Genomic DNA, 12,823 nt, shown 5'->3' with positions numbered 1-12,823 from the left:
CACGCGCCGCGCCCGCGGGCGCAGCGCCGTGCCTAGACCCTGATCACCTTGCCCGGGTTCATCAGGTTCTGCGGGTCGAGCGCGCGCTTGATGGCACGCATGACGTCGAGCTCGACCGGCGAGCGGTAGTGCTCGAGCTCCTCGAGCTTGAAGCGGCCGATGCCGTGCTCGGCCGAGATCGAGCCCGCGACCTCGCGCACGATGTCGTAGACTGCGCGGTTGATCGCGCCATAGTGGGCGAAGAACGCTTCCTTGCCCATGCCCTCGGGCGCCTGGGCATTGAAGTGCAGATTGCCGTCGCCGACATGGCCGAAGGGCACCGGCCGCAGGTCGGGCACGATCCGCTTCATCGCCGCGATGCCGCGCTCGATGAAGGCGGGAATCTCGCCGACCGGCACCGAGATGTCGTGCTTGATCGAGGGGCCCTCGATCTTCTGCGCCTCGGAATGGCTCTCGCGGATCTTCCAGAAGGCCTGCGCCTGCGTCGTCGACTGCGCGATGGTGGCGTCGAGCACCAGGCCTTCCTCCAGCAACTCGCCGAGGAAAGCCTCCATGCGCTCGCTCATGCCCGATCCGCCCTCGGGCACGGCGCGCGTCGAGGACCATTCGAGCAGCACGTACCAGTCATGGCGGCCGGCCAGCGGATCGCCGCAGCCGGGGATGTGCTTGTAGACGAAGTCGAGTCCCTGGCGGCTCATCAGCTCGCAGGAGGTGACGTTGTCCTCGCTCGCCTCGTGCGCGCGCGACAGCAGCTCGACCGAGGCGGCGGGATCGCGCACCGCCATCCAGGCGGTGGCGACGTCCTTGGGCGCCGGGAAAATCTTCAGCACCGCCCGCGTGATGATGCCCAGGGTGCCCTCGGCGCCCATGAAGAGGTTCTTCAGGTCGTAGCCGGTGTTGTCCTTCTTCAGCGCGCGCAGGCCATTCCAGATGCGCCCGTCGGGCAGCACGACCTCGAGCCCGAGCACCAGGCTGCGCGCGTTGCCGTAATGCAGCACCTGCACGCCGCCGGCATTGGTCGAGAGATTGCCGCCGATGGCGCAGCTGCCCTCGGCGCCGAGGCTGAGCGGGAACAGGCGATCATGCGCCGCCGCGGTCTCCTGGATGGTCTTCAGCACCACGCCGGCCTCGACCGTCATGGTGAAGGCCATCGGGTTGACCTCGAGGATGCGGTTCATGCGCCGCATCGACAGCACGATCTCGCCGCCATGCTCGTGCGGGATGCCGGCGCCGACCAGCCCGGTCATGCCGCCCTGCGGCACCACCGGCACGCCTGCTTCGTGGCAGATCCTCACCACGGCGGCGACTTCCTCGGTGCTGGCCGGCTTCACGACGGCGGCGGCGCGGCCATGGTAGTTGTCGCGCCACTCCACGACATGCGGCTCCATCTCCGCGGGATCGGCGGTGAAGCCCTTGTCGCCCACGACGCGGCGGATCGCCTCGAGCACCGAGGCGGGAACGGCGGCGGGGATTGTCGTGTAGGTGTCCGGCACGCCCTGAATTTATGGTTCGCCATTGTCCCTGTCGGCGACGAACTTGTCCGCATTGCCCCGTTGGGACAATCGGATGGCCCCTGTCGTCCCGAGCGCAGCGAAGGACCCTGCGGTGGTGCGAACGGATCGGCGCTTCAATGTGCCCGCGATACCGCAGGGTCCTTCGCTGCGCTCAGGACGACGGCCTGATTGTGCTATCGCAGCACGAACGGAATGAACCGCGCCACCGCCTCGCGGGTGATGGCGTGGTCGAGCACGTCGTGCGAGGAGCTGTCGATCAGGATCGAGCGCGAGCCGGGGCCGCGGTCCTTCACCGCCTCGCCGCAATCGCCCGCGATGCCCAGCCGCTCGTAGAGGCTGTAGGTGGTGGCGATCAGCGCCAGCACCGCGCCGCGGCCCCTCACGCCGTTCTGCGAGGGGTCGTGCTGGTTGTTGCAGGTCCACGCGATCAGCACGCGGGCGCGGAACTCGTTGCCGGCGTATGTCGCGGCGGTCTGCCCGCCATTGCTGTAGCCGGCCAGCACCAGCCGTCGCCCGTCAGCCCACGGCGCGGCGGCGATTTGGGCGGCGGCGTAGGCAACGTCGATGTGACGTGCCGCGACGACCGCGGCGAGCTTCGCGCGGTCGGTGGTGCAGCGCAGGCCGGTCGAGAAGCCGTCAGGCTCGACGACGATGGCGCCCAGCTCGAGGAACGGCGTCGGCCGGCGCAGGCCGCGGCAGCCATGCAGGAACACGATCACCGGATGGCGGCCGGGCGTGATCTGCCGCGCGCACGCGCCGGCGGGCGCGCTGTCGCAGGCCTTGCTCGAGGTCGAGAGCGACGCCGGTATGTAGAGCCTGCCGGCATTCCACGCCGCGGCGCCAGGTTGCGCCTGTGCCGCGCCGGCGAAGGCCAGCGTGGCGCCGACTAGGATCGTTCTGAGCAGGTGGGCGCTCAGCGCATCGGAAAGGCTTCGGCCACCGGCTCGCCGGGATCGACGCGGATCACCTTGCCCGGGTTCATCAGGCCTTTAGGATCGAGCGCCTTCTTGATGGCGCGCATGATGTCGAGCTCGGTCGAGGAGCGGTAATGCTCGAGCTCGAGCAGCTTGACCGAGCCGATGCCGTGCTCGGCCGAGATCGAGCCGCCGATCTCGTTGACCATGTCGTGCACGATGCGGTCGAGCATCTTGACCATCGGCAGGAAGGCCTCGCGCGTCGTCACGTCGAGCGGTGCGCCGAAGGAGTAATGCAGGTTGCCGTCGCCCATGTGACCCATCGGCTTGGGCCGGATGCCCGGCACGGCCTGCACGCAGGCGGCGTTGCAGCGCTCGATGAAGTCCGGGATGTCATGCACCGCGACCGAGATGTCGAAGGAGCAGCTCGGGTTGGGATCGCGGCGGCCGGCCTCGGCATGGCCCTCGCGGATCGCCCACATGTTGCGCGCCTGCGCCTCGGACTGGGCGATGGTGCCGTCGACCGCCAGGCCGCGCTCGAAGGCGCCGGTGAGGAACTCCTCCATGCGCTCGGCCATGCCGCCGGCGCCATTGCCACTGGGCGCGCGGGTCGAGGACCATTCCATCAGCAGCTGCCATTCGGGCGAGCCCTCGATCGGCCGCTGCAGGTTGGGCACGTGCTTCAGCACGCTCTCGTAGCCGATGCCATGCACCAGCTCGCACGAGGTCACGCAGTCGCCCGAGGCCATGCGCGCCTCGGCCAGCAGCTCGAAGGCGGCCTTTGGGTTCGGGATCGCCAGCCAGCAGGTGGCGACGTCCTTGGGCTTGGGGAAGACCTTGAGCACCGCCTTGGTGATGATGCCCAGCGTGCCTTCGGCGCCGACGAAGAGGTCCTTGAGGTCGTAGCCGGTGTTGTCCTTCTTCAGCGCGCGCATGCCGTCCCAGATGCGGCCGTCGGGCAGCACGACTTCCAGGCCCAGCACCATGCTGCGCGTGTTGCCGTAGTGCAGCACCTGCGCGCCGCCGGCATTGGTCGAGAGGTTGCCGCCGATCATGCACGAGCCCTGCGCGCCGAGGCTGATCGGGAACAGGCGGTCGTTGTCCATCGCCGTCTGCTGGATGGTCTGCAGCACCACGCCGGCCTCGACCGTCATGGTGTAGGCCTGCGGGTTGACGTCGAGGATGCGGTTCATGCGCGCCAGCGACACGACGATCTCGTCGCCCTGGCGCACCGGGATGCCGGCGGTCATCAACCCGGTCAGCCCGCCCTGCGGCACGATCTTGACGTTGTGCTGGTTGCACAGCCTGACGATGGCGGCGACTTCCTCGGTGCTCGCCGGCTTGACCACGGCGGCGGCGCGTCCCGGCGCCAGGCCCTGCCAGTTGGTGGTGTGGAACTGCACCGCCTGCGGATCGGTGACCAGGCCCTTCTCGCCGACGATGGCGGCGAGCGCCTCGTGGAACGCGGACGAGGGCGGCGAGATGTAGGTGTCGGGCATGAGTCTTGGTTTCCTCCGGAGGCGGACAGTCTAGAGGCGAATGCGGGCGGGTTGGAGTCTCCTGTCACCCCGAGCGCAGCGAGGGATCTATGCGGTTTTGCTGGATCCCTCGCTGCGCTCGGGATGACAGATGAGTCCGGCGGCGTCACCATGGCCGCATGACGCCGATGCAATTCTGGTACGACTTCGCCAGCCCGTATTCCTGGCTGGCGGCCGAGCGGCTGGCCGCGATGCGCGACATCGCCGTCGAGTGGGTGCCGTTCATCATCGGCCCGATCCTGCGCCTGCGGCCGGACAACCCGTCGCCGCTGCAGAACGCGCCGCCGGCCCAGCGCAGCTATCGCCGCCGCGACGTCGAGCGGCTGGCGGCGCGCCAGGGCCTGCCTCTGCGCTGGCCGTCGACCTACCCGCGCAACGGCCTGCTCGGCGCACGTGTCTGCCGCGCGGTGCCGGCCGAGCGACGCCCGGCGCTCACCCTGGCGATCTACCGCGCCAGCTTCGCCGAGGACCGCGAGATCGCCGAGACCGACGTCATCCGCGACGTTCTGGCGCGCGCCGGATTCGACGCCGAGGCGACGCTGCGGGCCGCGCTCGCCGACGACAACAAGAAGGGCTTGGGTGCCGACGTCGATCGCGCCGTCGCGCTGGGCATCTTCGGCGCACCGAGCTTCATCGTCGGCGGCGAGCTGTTCTGGGGCAACGACCGCCTCGACCTGGCGCTCGACTGGGCGCGCAAGCCGTGGTTGGTGGGGTAGACCAAAGCTGTCATCCCGAGCGGAGCGAGGGTGTGGATTCACATTCGAAGCGCAACACGGTGGAGAGAAAGACCTCGGCCGGTGACCTGAACTGGAGGCACTTGCGGGGTGTGTTGTTATAGGCGGCGATGGCGGCGTCGAGAAGCCGGGGCGTGATGGTGTCGAGGTTGGTCTTCCTGGGCAGGAACCTGCGCAGGCGACCGATGGCGTTCTCGACGCCGCCTTTCTGCCACGGGCTATGCGGGTCGCAGAAGAAGGTGCGCATGTCGAGGTGGTCGGTCAGCACGTGGTGCTGAGCGAACTCGCTGCCGTTGTCGATGGTGAGGGAGCGTCGCAGGCGGCGATCGAGCTGCTGGAACCAGGCGTGAAGACGCTTGGCGAGGGGTTTGGAGGCCTTGCCGGGCTGGCGTGCGCCAATGGTCACGCGAGACTTGCGCTCGTGGGCGACAAGGATGGCCTGACCGGGGGTGGCGAAGGCCATGAGATCGCCTTCCCAATGGCCGAAGACGCGGCGGGTGGCGACGGATAGGGGGCGCAAAGCGATGGAAACACGGCGCTTGATGAGGTCCTCGGCGGGGCGCTTGTGCCGGGCACGCCGGCCGCGCCGGTACTTGCCGCGGGGCAGCAGGTGGCGCCAGGCGCCGTCGTTGGTGCGGCGGATCTGCCTGTAGATGAAGCGGTAGATGCTCTCGTGGCTGATGGTGACGGCGGCCTTCTGCTGCTTGAGCCGGCCGGCGATCTGCTCGGGCGACCAGCCGCGCGCGAGCTGGCCGAGCACCAGCTCGCACAGCTCCTCGTCGCGTTCCAGGCGCGAGCCGTGCCAGCGCCGGGCGCGGGTCTGCTGCTGGGCATAGCTCGGCTTGTAGCCGACCTGCCTGCCGCTGTTGCGCCTCAGCTCGCGAGAGATGCTCGATGGCGAGCGATCCAGAGCTGCTGCAATCTGGCACTGCGGATAGCCGGCTTGTTGAAGCTGGGCAATCGTGCAGCGCTCTTCGAGCGTGAGATGGCTGTAGTGTTTTCCCATGGCAACACCTTAGTCTGGTGTTGCACTTCGTTTGTGAACTCAGGGGGATCTATGTGGTTTTGCGGGATCCCTCGCCGCGCTCGGGATGACAGGGGGAATCTCAGCTCTTCCCGTGGCATCGCTTGAACTTCTGCCCGCTGCCGCAGGGACAAAGATCGTTGCGCCCGACGTGACGGTAGGGATTGGTCTGAGGCCAGCCCTCGCGTGACTCACGCGCGATCCGGTCAAGCCTGCGCTCCATGCGCACCGCGTCGCGCTTGCGCTCGCGCTGGTGCGCCGCGCTGAAGCAATGCCAGCTGCCCAACTCGGTGACGGTGTCGTCGAACAGCGTCCAGCGTTTGCTGCGGCCCTTGGCTGTCGCGCGGCCGTCGGCGACAGCGGTTCGCAAGTCCTCCTCGAAATGCCTGTAGGTGAGCCACGACGGATCGATGAAGGAGTCGAAGGCCTGGCGCACCTTCGGAGCGAGTGTTTCCAGCCCGAGCAGGGCAACGGCTTCCTGCCATCCGGACCATACGTAGTTGACATCACGAGGACGCAGCGTATCGAACGCGTCACGCAGGAAGCGCTCGGCCTCGGCGATCGGCAAGTCGCCTCGTGCGCTCACCATCGTCAGCGCGTGGCATGCGCAGGATCGGGCAAATTCATCGGCTTCCGCATCGTGGATTAGATCGTAGAGCGGCTGCGGATCGCCGTCGAAGACAGACGCCAGCACCCGATGTGCACTCTCTGTAAGGCCATCTCCGATGACCTTCTCGATGTCCTCGTACGCCAGGCGCAACAGCCGGCACAGCGAGGGATAGGCCGCCTTCTCGCGCCATTCGCCCATCAGGTAGAAAGCGAAGAGCAGCCGCCACGGCCGATTGGCCTGATCCTCCGGGTCAGCCACATAGCGGTCGAGCTCGGCGATCAGGCGCGGCGCGATGGTCGCGCGATTGGCGATCGCCGCGAGCAAGGCGTCACGTGGGAAGGGGTATTCACAGTCGAGCGCCTGGAGAATCTCATCGTCGGTCATATGCAGGACCTTCTACTGCGTTGACGGCCGCGGCGCGGCGGCGCGGCGCAGGCGGTCGTTGATGGCGATGCCCAGACCCTGCTGCGGGATGGCGGCCACGGCAATCCGCGTGGCGCCCGATGCGTCGAGCTGGCGCAGCATGGCGAAGAGATTGGCCGCCGCCTCGAGGAGATCGCCGCTCGGGCTGAGATTGAGCGCGCCGTCGATCCGGCCGAATCCCAGCAACGTCTCGCCGGGTTCCGCCGCTGTCGCGTTGAGCCGCACCGTGGCGCTGGGCGCGTAGTGGCTTTCGAGCTGGCCCGGCGCATGCAGCGTGCCGGCGACGCCGATCGCTGGTCCGGCATCGACGGGTCCGATCAGCGCCTCGATGGCCTCGCGCGTCGTGCCGCCGGGGCGCAGCAAGGTCGGCCTGGGCGTGCTGAGATCGAGCACCGTGGATTCGAGGCCGACATCGCAGGGCCCGCCATCGATCACCAGATCGACCGCGTCGCCCAGCGACTCCACGACGTGTTCCGGCCGGGTCGGGCTGATCGCGCCGGAGCGGTTGGCGCTGGGCGCGGCGATCGGCACGCCCGATGCGGCGATCAGCTCGCGGGCGATGGGGTGCGAGGGCGCGCGCACGGCCGCGGTGTCGAGGCCGGCGGAGGCCAGCAGCGACAGGCGGCAGCCTTCGACGCGGGGCAGGACGAGGGTGAGGGGGCCGGGCCAGAAGGCGGCGGCCAGCCGCCCGGCGGTGTCGTTCCACACGACGTGGCGGCGCGCCTCGGCGGCGTCGAGCACGTGGGCGATCAGCGGGTTGAAGGCGGGCCGGCCCTTGGCCGCGAAGATGGCGGCGACGGCGCGATCATTGGTGGCGTCGGCGCCCAGGCCGTAGACGGTTTCCGTCGGGAAGGCGACCAGACGGCCGCGCCGGATGAGCTCGACGGCGCGCGCGATGATCGCCCTCATCGCGTCTGCCAGTCGCGCGCCGCGGGCCAGCCGCGGGCGACGAACCAGGGATTGCGATGGGCGGGCTTGCCGTAGCGCATCGGCTGGCGCGTGCTGTCGTCGATCACCTCGCCGCCGGCCGCCTCGAGCACCGCCTGGCCGGCGGCGGTGTCCCATTCCATGGTCGGGCCGAAGCGCGGGTAGATATCGGCCTCGCCCGCGGCGATCAGGCAGAATTTCAGCGACGAGCCGGCCTGCCGGCGCTCGGCCACCGGGATGTCGTTGTTGCGCAGCCAGATGTCGAGCTGGCTGAACACCGCGTGGCTGCGGCTGGCGAACACCGTGAGGCCCTGCGCCGGCGGTCGGCGCACGGCGATCGCCGACGGCGCCTGGCCGTCGAGCATGCGTTGCGCGCCGTGGCCCTTGGCGCCGCGCCACAGCACGCCCTGCGCCGGCGCCGAGACCACGCCCAGGGTCGGCACGCCGTCCTCGATCAGGGCGATGTTGACGGTGAACTCGCCGTTGCGCTTGATGAACTCCTTGGTGCCGTCGAGCGGATCGACCAGCCAGAACGGGCCGGCGCCGACCTCGGGCGTGCGGCCGGCGGCGACCTCCTCCTCGGCGACGACCGGGATGTCGGGCGTCAGCCGGCCGAGGCCGGCGAGGATGATGGCCTCGGCGGCGTGGTCGGCGTCGGTCACCGGCGAGGCGTCGGTCTTGCGGCGCTCGCCCTGATCGGGCCGGGCATAGATGTCGAGGATCGCGGCGCCGGCCTCGCGGGCGAGCGCCGTGAGGTCGAGCAGCAGGGCGGGCTTGTCGAGATGGGACACGGTAACCTTGCGTAACGCGGCGGCGACGTTATAGCCCGATCCCGCCACAATGTTATGGATTCTGGGCTGGTCGGGAGGCATGGTCCGATCATGGTTCATTGCCGCTGACCATCCATTGAGGAGGCATCATGCGAAGTGTCGTTCTTGGATCCCTGATGGCCGCCGCTGTGCTGGCCGCGACGCCGGTCCTGGCGCAGCAGAATTACGCGGGCTCGGTCAGTTCCGGCCAGAATCAGCTGGGATCGACGCGCTGTCCGACCTACGCCATGAAGATGGACCTGACCGTCAACGGATCGGACATCAAGGCGACTTTCCAGCAGGCGGGCCGGGACCAGCGCAACTTCGCCGCTACGGCCAAGCCGGACGGCACGTTCGTCACCGAGGCCATCGTCGGTGGCGGCAACCGGATGAGGGTGACGGGCAAGGTCACGCCCGGCCTGGTCACCGTCAAGCTCGACGGCTACTGCATCTTCGACTTCAAGCTTGCGCCCGTGCGCTGATCGAGGGTCCATCGAGAAGGGGGAGGGGTCTCATGCGCGCCGTCATCGTCTGTTGCATCGCCGTCGCCGGGCTGCTGAGCGCAGCGCCGGCACTGGCGCAGACCCAGTACACCTGGACCGGCTACGGCCAGGGCCAGGGCAGCTGCACGCGCTACAAGATGACCATCGACGTGTCGGTCACCGGCAACCAGGTGAGCGGCACCTTCATGCAGGAAGGCCGCACGCAGCGCTTCTGGAATGCGGTGGCGATGGACGCCGGCGGCAACTTCCGGACCACCGCCAGGGTCGGTGATGGCAACACGATGCAGGTGCGTGGCCGCATCACGCCGGCCGGCGGCAACGTGCTGCTCGACGGTTACTGCAAGTTCGACGCCAAGCAGCTGACCAGGAAATAGCCGGCATGGCGCGCCTTGACGGCAAGGTCTGCATCGTCACCGGTGCGACCAGCGGAATCGGCCGCCGCACGGCCGAGATCTTCGTCGCCGAGGGCGCGCGCGTCGTGGCAGCCGGCCGCCGCGCCGATCTCGGCGCGGCGCTGCAGGAGGAGCTCGGGCCCGAGCGCCTGCTGTTCCAGCGCACCGATGTCACCGAGGAGAGCGAGTTCCAGGCGCTGATCGACGCGTGCGTGGCGAAATGGGGCCGCGTCGACTGCCTGTTCAACAACGCCGGCGGGCCGGCGCCGGTGGGCGGCATCGAGACCATCCCGGTCGACGGCTTCGACGCAGCGATGGCCTCGCTGGTGCGCAGCGTGATGCTGGGCATGAAGCACGTCACGCCCGTGATGCTGAAGCAGGGCGGCGGCAGCATCATCAACAACGGCTCGGTGGCGGCGCGGCGCGCCGGCATGTCGAGCTCGATGATCTACAGCGCGGCCAAGGCGGCGGTGAACCACCTCACCGTCTGCGTCGCCATGCAGCTGGGCGAGAAGAACGTCAGGGTGAACTCGATCTCGCCTGGCGGCATCGCCACCGGCATCTTCGGCAAGGCCCTGGGCCTCTCGCACGAAGACGCCGAGAAGACCGCCGAGACGATGAAGGGCGTGTTCGCCGCCAACCAGCCGATCCCGCGCGCCGGCCTGCCCGACGACATCGCCCAGGCCGCGGTGTTCCTCGCCTCCGACGAGTCGAGCTTCATCAACGGCCATGATCTGGTGGTCGATGGCGGCCTGGTCGGCGGCCGCATGTGGACGCCGCACCAGCAGGGACTGAACGCCCTGCGCAAGGCCTTCGGCGTCGAGGGGTGAGACTTCCCCCGTCGTCCTGAGCGAAGCGAAGGACCTCGCGGTGAAGCGACCAGATACCTGTGGCGCCGGAGATCATCCGACGCCGTAGTTCCTTGGCCGATCGACCGCGGGGTCCTTCGCTGCACTCAGGGCGACAACTCACGCCAAGACCGTCGTCATCCCGCCATCGACGACGATCGACTGGCCGGTGATGTAGGCGCCGGCGTCGGACGCCAGCAGCAGCAACGCGCCGCGCAGGTCCTCGGGCCTGCCCCAGCGATGCGCCGCGGTGCGCTGCTCCAGCAGGGGCTCAACGCCCTGCGCAAGGCCTTCGGCGTCGAGGGCTGAGGCTTCCCTGTCGTCCTGAGCGCAGCGAAGGACCTCGCGGTGGAGCGACCAGATGCCTGCGGCGCCGGAGATCATCCGACGCTGTAGTTGCCTGGCCGATCGACCGCGAGGTCCTTCGCTGCGCTCAGGACGACATCTCACGCCAGGATCGTCGTCATCCCGCCGTCGACGACGATCGACTGGCCGGTGATGTAGGCGCCGGCATCCGAGGCCAGCAGCAGGAGCGCGCCGCGCAGGTCCTCGGGCCTGCCCCAGCGATGCGCCGCGGTGCGCTGCTCCAGCATGTCGTTGAAGCTCTTGGTCTGCTGCAGCACGACGTTGAACTCGGTGCGGATGTAGCCCGGGCAGATGCAGTTGGCCGTCACGTCGGGGCCGAGCTCGACCGCCAGCGTCTTGGTCAGCCCGATCAGCCCGTGCTTGCAGGCGACATAGGCCGCCACCGTCTCGCGGCCGAGAATGCCCAGGATCGAGGAGATGTTGACGATGCGGCCGCTCTTGCGGCGCAGCATGTGCCGCCCGCATTCGCGCGCCAGCATGAAGGGCGCGGTGAGGTCGGTGTCGACCACGCGCTGCCAGTCCTCGCGCGGCAGGTCGACCACCGGCTTGCGCACGGTGATGCCGGCATTGTTGACCAGCACGTCGATGCGGCCATGGCGCGCGACGATGTCGGCCACCGCTTTCACCACGGCGGCCTCGTCGTTGACGTCGAGCGCCAGCGACTCGGCCTTGCCGCCGCCCTTGACGATCGACGCCACGGTGGCCTCGAGATCGGGCGCGGTGCGCGCGGCGCAGATCACGGTGGCGCCGGCTTGGGCGAGCGTGACCGCGAAGTCGCGGCCCAGCCCGCGCGACGCGCCGGTGACCAGGGCGACGCGGCCTGCAAGCGAAAATAATCCGTCCATGAGCAATCCCCTCGCCGCATGATCTGGCGCGTAATTGAGAGCCCGATGATAGCGGCCTATCTCGGATGCACGACAGACCCATTGGTCAGGAGGCATCCATGTCTCACTTCAGGTCCGATCTCCAGGTCGACATCCCGACCTTCCAGTCGCTGATCGCCCGCGAGGCGAAACCGACCCTGACCGCGCGGATCATCGAGACCTTGCGCCTCTGGCACGAGCGCCGCGCGGCAAGGCGCGAGCTGACGCGGATCGACGCGCGCAGCCTGCGCGACGTCGGCATCGCGCCCGAGCTCGTGGCATACGAAATCGCCCAGCCCTTCTGGCGCGATCTGCGCGACTGGCGGGCGTGACCTGCGCTAGGGTGCGGCCGCACGCCAATCGCAGGAGGAAGACATGGCCGCACAGAAGGGGAAGGTCGCGATCGTGACCGGATCGGCAACCGGGCTGGGCGCCGCTGCGGCGGTCCAGCTCGCCGGTCTGGGCTGGAACATCGTCGTCAACTACACGCGCAGCAAGGCGGAAGCCGACGAGACCATGGCGGCCGTCAAGGCCAAGGGCGTGGGCGCGATCCTGGTGCAGGCCGATGTCGGGCAGGATGCCGACTGCAAGAGGCTGGTCGAGTCCGCCGTGAAGGAGTGGGGCCGCGTCGACGGCGTGCTCAACAATGCCGGCACCACCAAGGCCCAGGCGCAGGGCGATCTCGACGGCGTCAATGCCGAGGATTTCGAGCGCATCAACCGCATCAACGTGGTCGGCCCCTACCAGATGGCCCGCGCCGTCTTCCCGGTCATGAAGAAGCAGTGGGAGGACAAGAAGGAGCGCGGCTCGATCGTCAACATTTCCTCGGTCGCCGGCGTCATGGGCGTCGGCTCATCGATCCCCTACATGTGCTCGAAGGGCGCGCTCAACACGCTCACCCTGGCGCTGGCGAAGTGGCTGGCACCGGCGGTGCGCGTGAACACGATCTGCCCGGGTTTCATCCAGGGCCGCTGGCTGCTGGGCGTCTTCGGCAAGGAGGGCTACGACGCGGCGCTGGCGCAGCAGGAGAGCAGCACGCCGCTGCGCCAGGCCGGCACGCCCGACCAGATGGCCGAGACCGCGGTGTTCTTCCTGACCAGCGCCAGCAACGTCACCGGCGAGTTCATGATCGTCGACGCCGGCATGCACCTGGGCGCGCTGCCGCTGCGCGGGCGGTAGTTTTCCTTCTCCCCGCAAAGGCGGGGAGAAGGTGCCCGAAGGGCGGATGAGGGGCTTCGCAGAGTCCCAACGAAATCAGTCGATGTTGTTGCGCGAGGAAGCCCCTCATCCGCCTCGCTTCGCTCGGCACCTTCTCCCTCGGGGCCGTCCGCGGCCCCTGACCTTCGCGGGGAGAAGGG

Annotated in this window: 14 protein-coding genes and 1 pseudogene; 6 read left to right on the top strand and 9 right to left on the bottom strand. The window is 68.8% G+C overall.

Going from position 1 to position 12,823, the window contains the following annotated elements; genetic code table 11:
• Nucleotides 1-32: 32 nt before the first annotated feature.
• From KF889_14330 to KF889_14320, 3 genes are all read right to left on the bottom strand, one after another.
• The gene (locus KF889_14330) at nt 33-1,388 is read right to left on the bottom strand and encodes an FAD-binding oxidoreductase (GenBank protein ID MBX3500621.1); all 1,356 of its coding nucleotides are present in this window, start codon (nt 1,386-1,388) and stop codon (nt 33-35) included.
• Between the two features lie 299 nt (nt 1,389-1,687).
• The gene (locus KF889_14325; protein ID MBX3500620.1) at nt 1,688-2,233 is read right to left on the bottom strand and encodes a hypothetical protein; all 546 of its coding nucleotides are present in this window, start codon (nt 2,231-2,233) and stop codon (nt 1,688-1,690) included.
• 194 nt (nt 2,234-2,427) lie between these two features.
• Entirely contained in the window at nt 2,428-3,927 is a 1,500-nt protein-coding gene (locus tag KF889_14320; protein MBX3500619.1) for an FAD-binding oxidoreductase, read from the bottom strand.
• A gap of 158 nt (nt 3,928-4,085) precedes the next feature.
• Between KF889_14320 and KF889_14315 the strand changes: the two genes are divergently transcribed.
• Nucleotides 4,086-4,682: a 2-hydroxychromene-2-carboxylate isomerase gene (locus tag KF889_14315; GenBank protein MBX3500618.1), complete on the top strand. Its 597-nt coding sequence runs from the start codon at nt 4,086-4,088 to the stop codon at nt 4,680-4,682.
• Between the two features lie 10 nt (nt 4,683-4,692).
• Here the strand turns inward: KF889_14315 and KF889_14310 are convergent, their stop codons facing one another.
• The 4 genes and pseudogenes from KF889_14310 to cysQ form a co-directional block, all read right to left on the bottom strand.
• A complete protein-coding gene (locus KF889_14310) occupies nt 4,693-5,706 on the bottom strand; it encodes an IS30 family transposase (GenBank protein MBX3500617.1) in 1,014 nt (337 codons plus the stop codon).
• A 100-nt stretch (nt 5,707-5,806) separates the two neighbouring features.
• Complete coding sequence (locus KF889_14305) at nt 5,807-5,947, bottom strand: SEC-C domain-containing protein (GenBank protein ID MBX3500616.1); 141 nt, start codon at nt 5,945-5,947, stop codon at nt 5,807-5,809.
• Between the two features lie 783 nt (nt 5,948-6,730).
• Nucleotides 6,731-7,822, bottom strand: a complete 1,092-nt coding sequence (locus tag KF889_14300) for a threonylcarbamoyl-AMP synthase (protein MBX3500615.1) — start codon at nt 7,820-7,822, stop codon at nt 6,731-6,733.
• A pseudogene (cysQ, locus tag KF889_14295) lies at nt 7,732-8,556 on the bottom strand (3'(2'),5'-bisphosphate nucleotidase CysQ). Before cysQ ends, KF889_14300 begins: the two are co-directional and overlap by 91 nt.
• 74 nt (nt 8,557-8,630) lie before the next feature.
• Between cysQ and KF889_14290 the strand changes: the two are divergent.
• From KF889_14290 to KF889_14280, 3 genes are read left to right on the top strand one after another with little or no spacing between them, the layout of a single operon-like run.
• On the top strand, nt 8,631-8,975 hold the full coding sequence (locus KF889_14290) for a hypothetical protein (GenBank protein ID MBX3500614.1): 345 nt from the start codon (nt 8,631-8,633) through the stop codon (nt 8,973-8,975).
• Nucleotides 8,976-9,007: 32 nt separating this feature from the next.
• Nucleotides 9,008-9,370, top strand: coding sequence for a hypothetical protein (locus KF889_14285; GenBank protein MBX3500613.1), 363 nt, complete (start codon nt 9,008-9,010; stop codon nt 9,368-9,370).
• 5 nt (nt 9,371-9,375) lie between these two features.
• Nucleotides 9,376-10,218 carry an SDR family oxidoreductase gene (locus tag KF889_14280; GenBank protein MBX3500612.1) on the top strand — a complete coding sequence of 281 codons (843 nt, stop codon included), beginning with the start codon at nt 9,376-9,378 and terminating at the stop codon, nt 10,216-10,218.
• A gap of 138 nt (nt 10,219-10,356) precedes the next feature.
• Here KF889_14280 and KF889_14275 read toward each other — a convergent pair whose 3' ends face one another.
• Entirely contained in the window at nt 10,357-10,620 is a 264-nt protein-coding gene (locus KF889_14275; GenBank protein ID MBX3500611.1) for an SDR family oxidoreductase, read from the bottom strand.
• A gap of 62 nt (nt 10,621-10,682) precedes the next feature.
• Nucleotides 10,683-11,447, bottom strand: coding sequence for a glucose 1-dehydrogenase (locus KF889_14270; GenBank protein ID MBX3500610.1), 765 nt, complete (start codon nt 11,445-11,447; stop codon nt 10,683-10,685).
• Nucleotides 11,448-11,545: 98 nt separating this feature from the next.
• Between KF889_14270 and KF889_14265 the strand changes: the two genes are divergently transcribed.
• Together KF889_14265 and KF889_14260 are read left to right on the top strand one after the other, a co-directional pair.
• Complete coding sequence (locus KF889_14265; GenBank protein ID MBX3500609.1) at nt 11,546-11,797, top strand: DUF1127 domain-containing protein; 252 nt, start codon at nt 11,546-11,548, stop codon at nt 11,795-11,797.
• A gap of 43 nt (nt 11,798-11,840) precedes the next feature.
• The gene (locus tag KF889_14260) at nt 11,841-12,644 is read left to right on the top strand and encodes an SDR family oxidoreductase (GenBank protein MBX3500608.1); all 804 of its coding nucleotides are present in this window, start codon (nt 11,841-11,843) and stop codon (nt 12,642-12,644) included.
• Nucleotides 12,645-12,823: the final 179 nt, after the last annotated feature.

Source organism: Alphaproteobacteria bacterium (assembly GCA_019635875.1).
GTDB lineage: Bacteria > Pseudomonadota > Alphaproteobacteria > Reyranellales > Reyranellaceae > JAFAZJ01.
Note: the sequence above shows the minus strand (reverse complement) of the source record. Positions and strands in the feature narration are given on the sequence as shown.

Bases quoted from the DNA above. Each gene is read 5' to 3' on its own strand.
- KF889_14305 (MBX3500616.1), bottom strand. From the start codon at position 5,947: ATGGAGCGCAGGCTTGACCGGATCGCGCGTGAGTCACGCGAGGGCTGG.
- KF889_14270 (MBX3500610.1), bottom strand. From the start codon at position 11,447: ATGGACGGATTATTTTCGCTTGCAGGCCGCGTCGCCCTGGTCACCGGC.
- KF889_14275 (MBX3500611.1), bottom strand. From the start codon at position 10,620: ATGATCTCCGGCGCCGCAGGCATCTGGTCGCTCCACCGCGAGGTCCTT.
- KF889_14330 (MBX3500621.1), bottom strand. From the start codon at position 1,388: ATGGAGCCGCATGTCGTGGAGTGGCGCGACAACTACCATGGCCGCGCC.
- KF889_14320 (MBX3500619.1), bottom strand. From the start codon at position 3,927: ATGCCCGACACCTACATCTCGCCGCCCTCGTCCGCGTTCCACGAGGCG.
- KF889_14310 (MBX3500617.1), bottom strand. From the start codon at position 5,706: ATGGGAAAACACTACAGCCATCTCACGCTCGAAGAGCGCTGCACGATT.
- KF889_14265 (MBX3500609.1), top strand. From the start codon at position 11,546: ATGTCTCACTTCAGGTCCGATCTCCAGGTCGACATCCCGACCTTCCAG.
- KF889_14260 (MBX3500608.1), top strand. From the start codon at position 11,841: ATGGCCGCACAGAAGGGGAAGGTCGCGATCGTGACCGGATCGGCAACC.
- KF889_14290 (MBX3500614.1), top strand. From the start codon at position 8,631: ATGGCCGCCGCTGTGCTGGCCGCGACGCCGGTCCTGGCGCAGCAGAAT.
- KF889_14300 (MBX3500615.1), bottom strand. From the start codon at position 7,822: ATGGGACACCGCCGCCGGCCAGGCGGTGCTCGAGGCGGCCGGCGGCGA.
- KF889_14285 (MBX3500613.1), top strand. From the start codon at position 9,008: ATGCGCGCCGTCATCGTCTGTTGCATCGCCGTCGCCGGGCTGCTGAGC.
- KF889_14280 (MBX3500612.1), top strand. From the start codon at position 9,376: ATGGCGCGCCTTGACGGCAAGGTCTGCATCGTCACCGGTGCGACCAGC.
- KF889_14315 (MBX3500618.1), top strand. From the start codon at position 4,086: ATGACGCCGATGCAATTCTGGTACGACTTCGCCAGCCCGTATTCCTGG.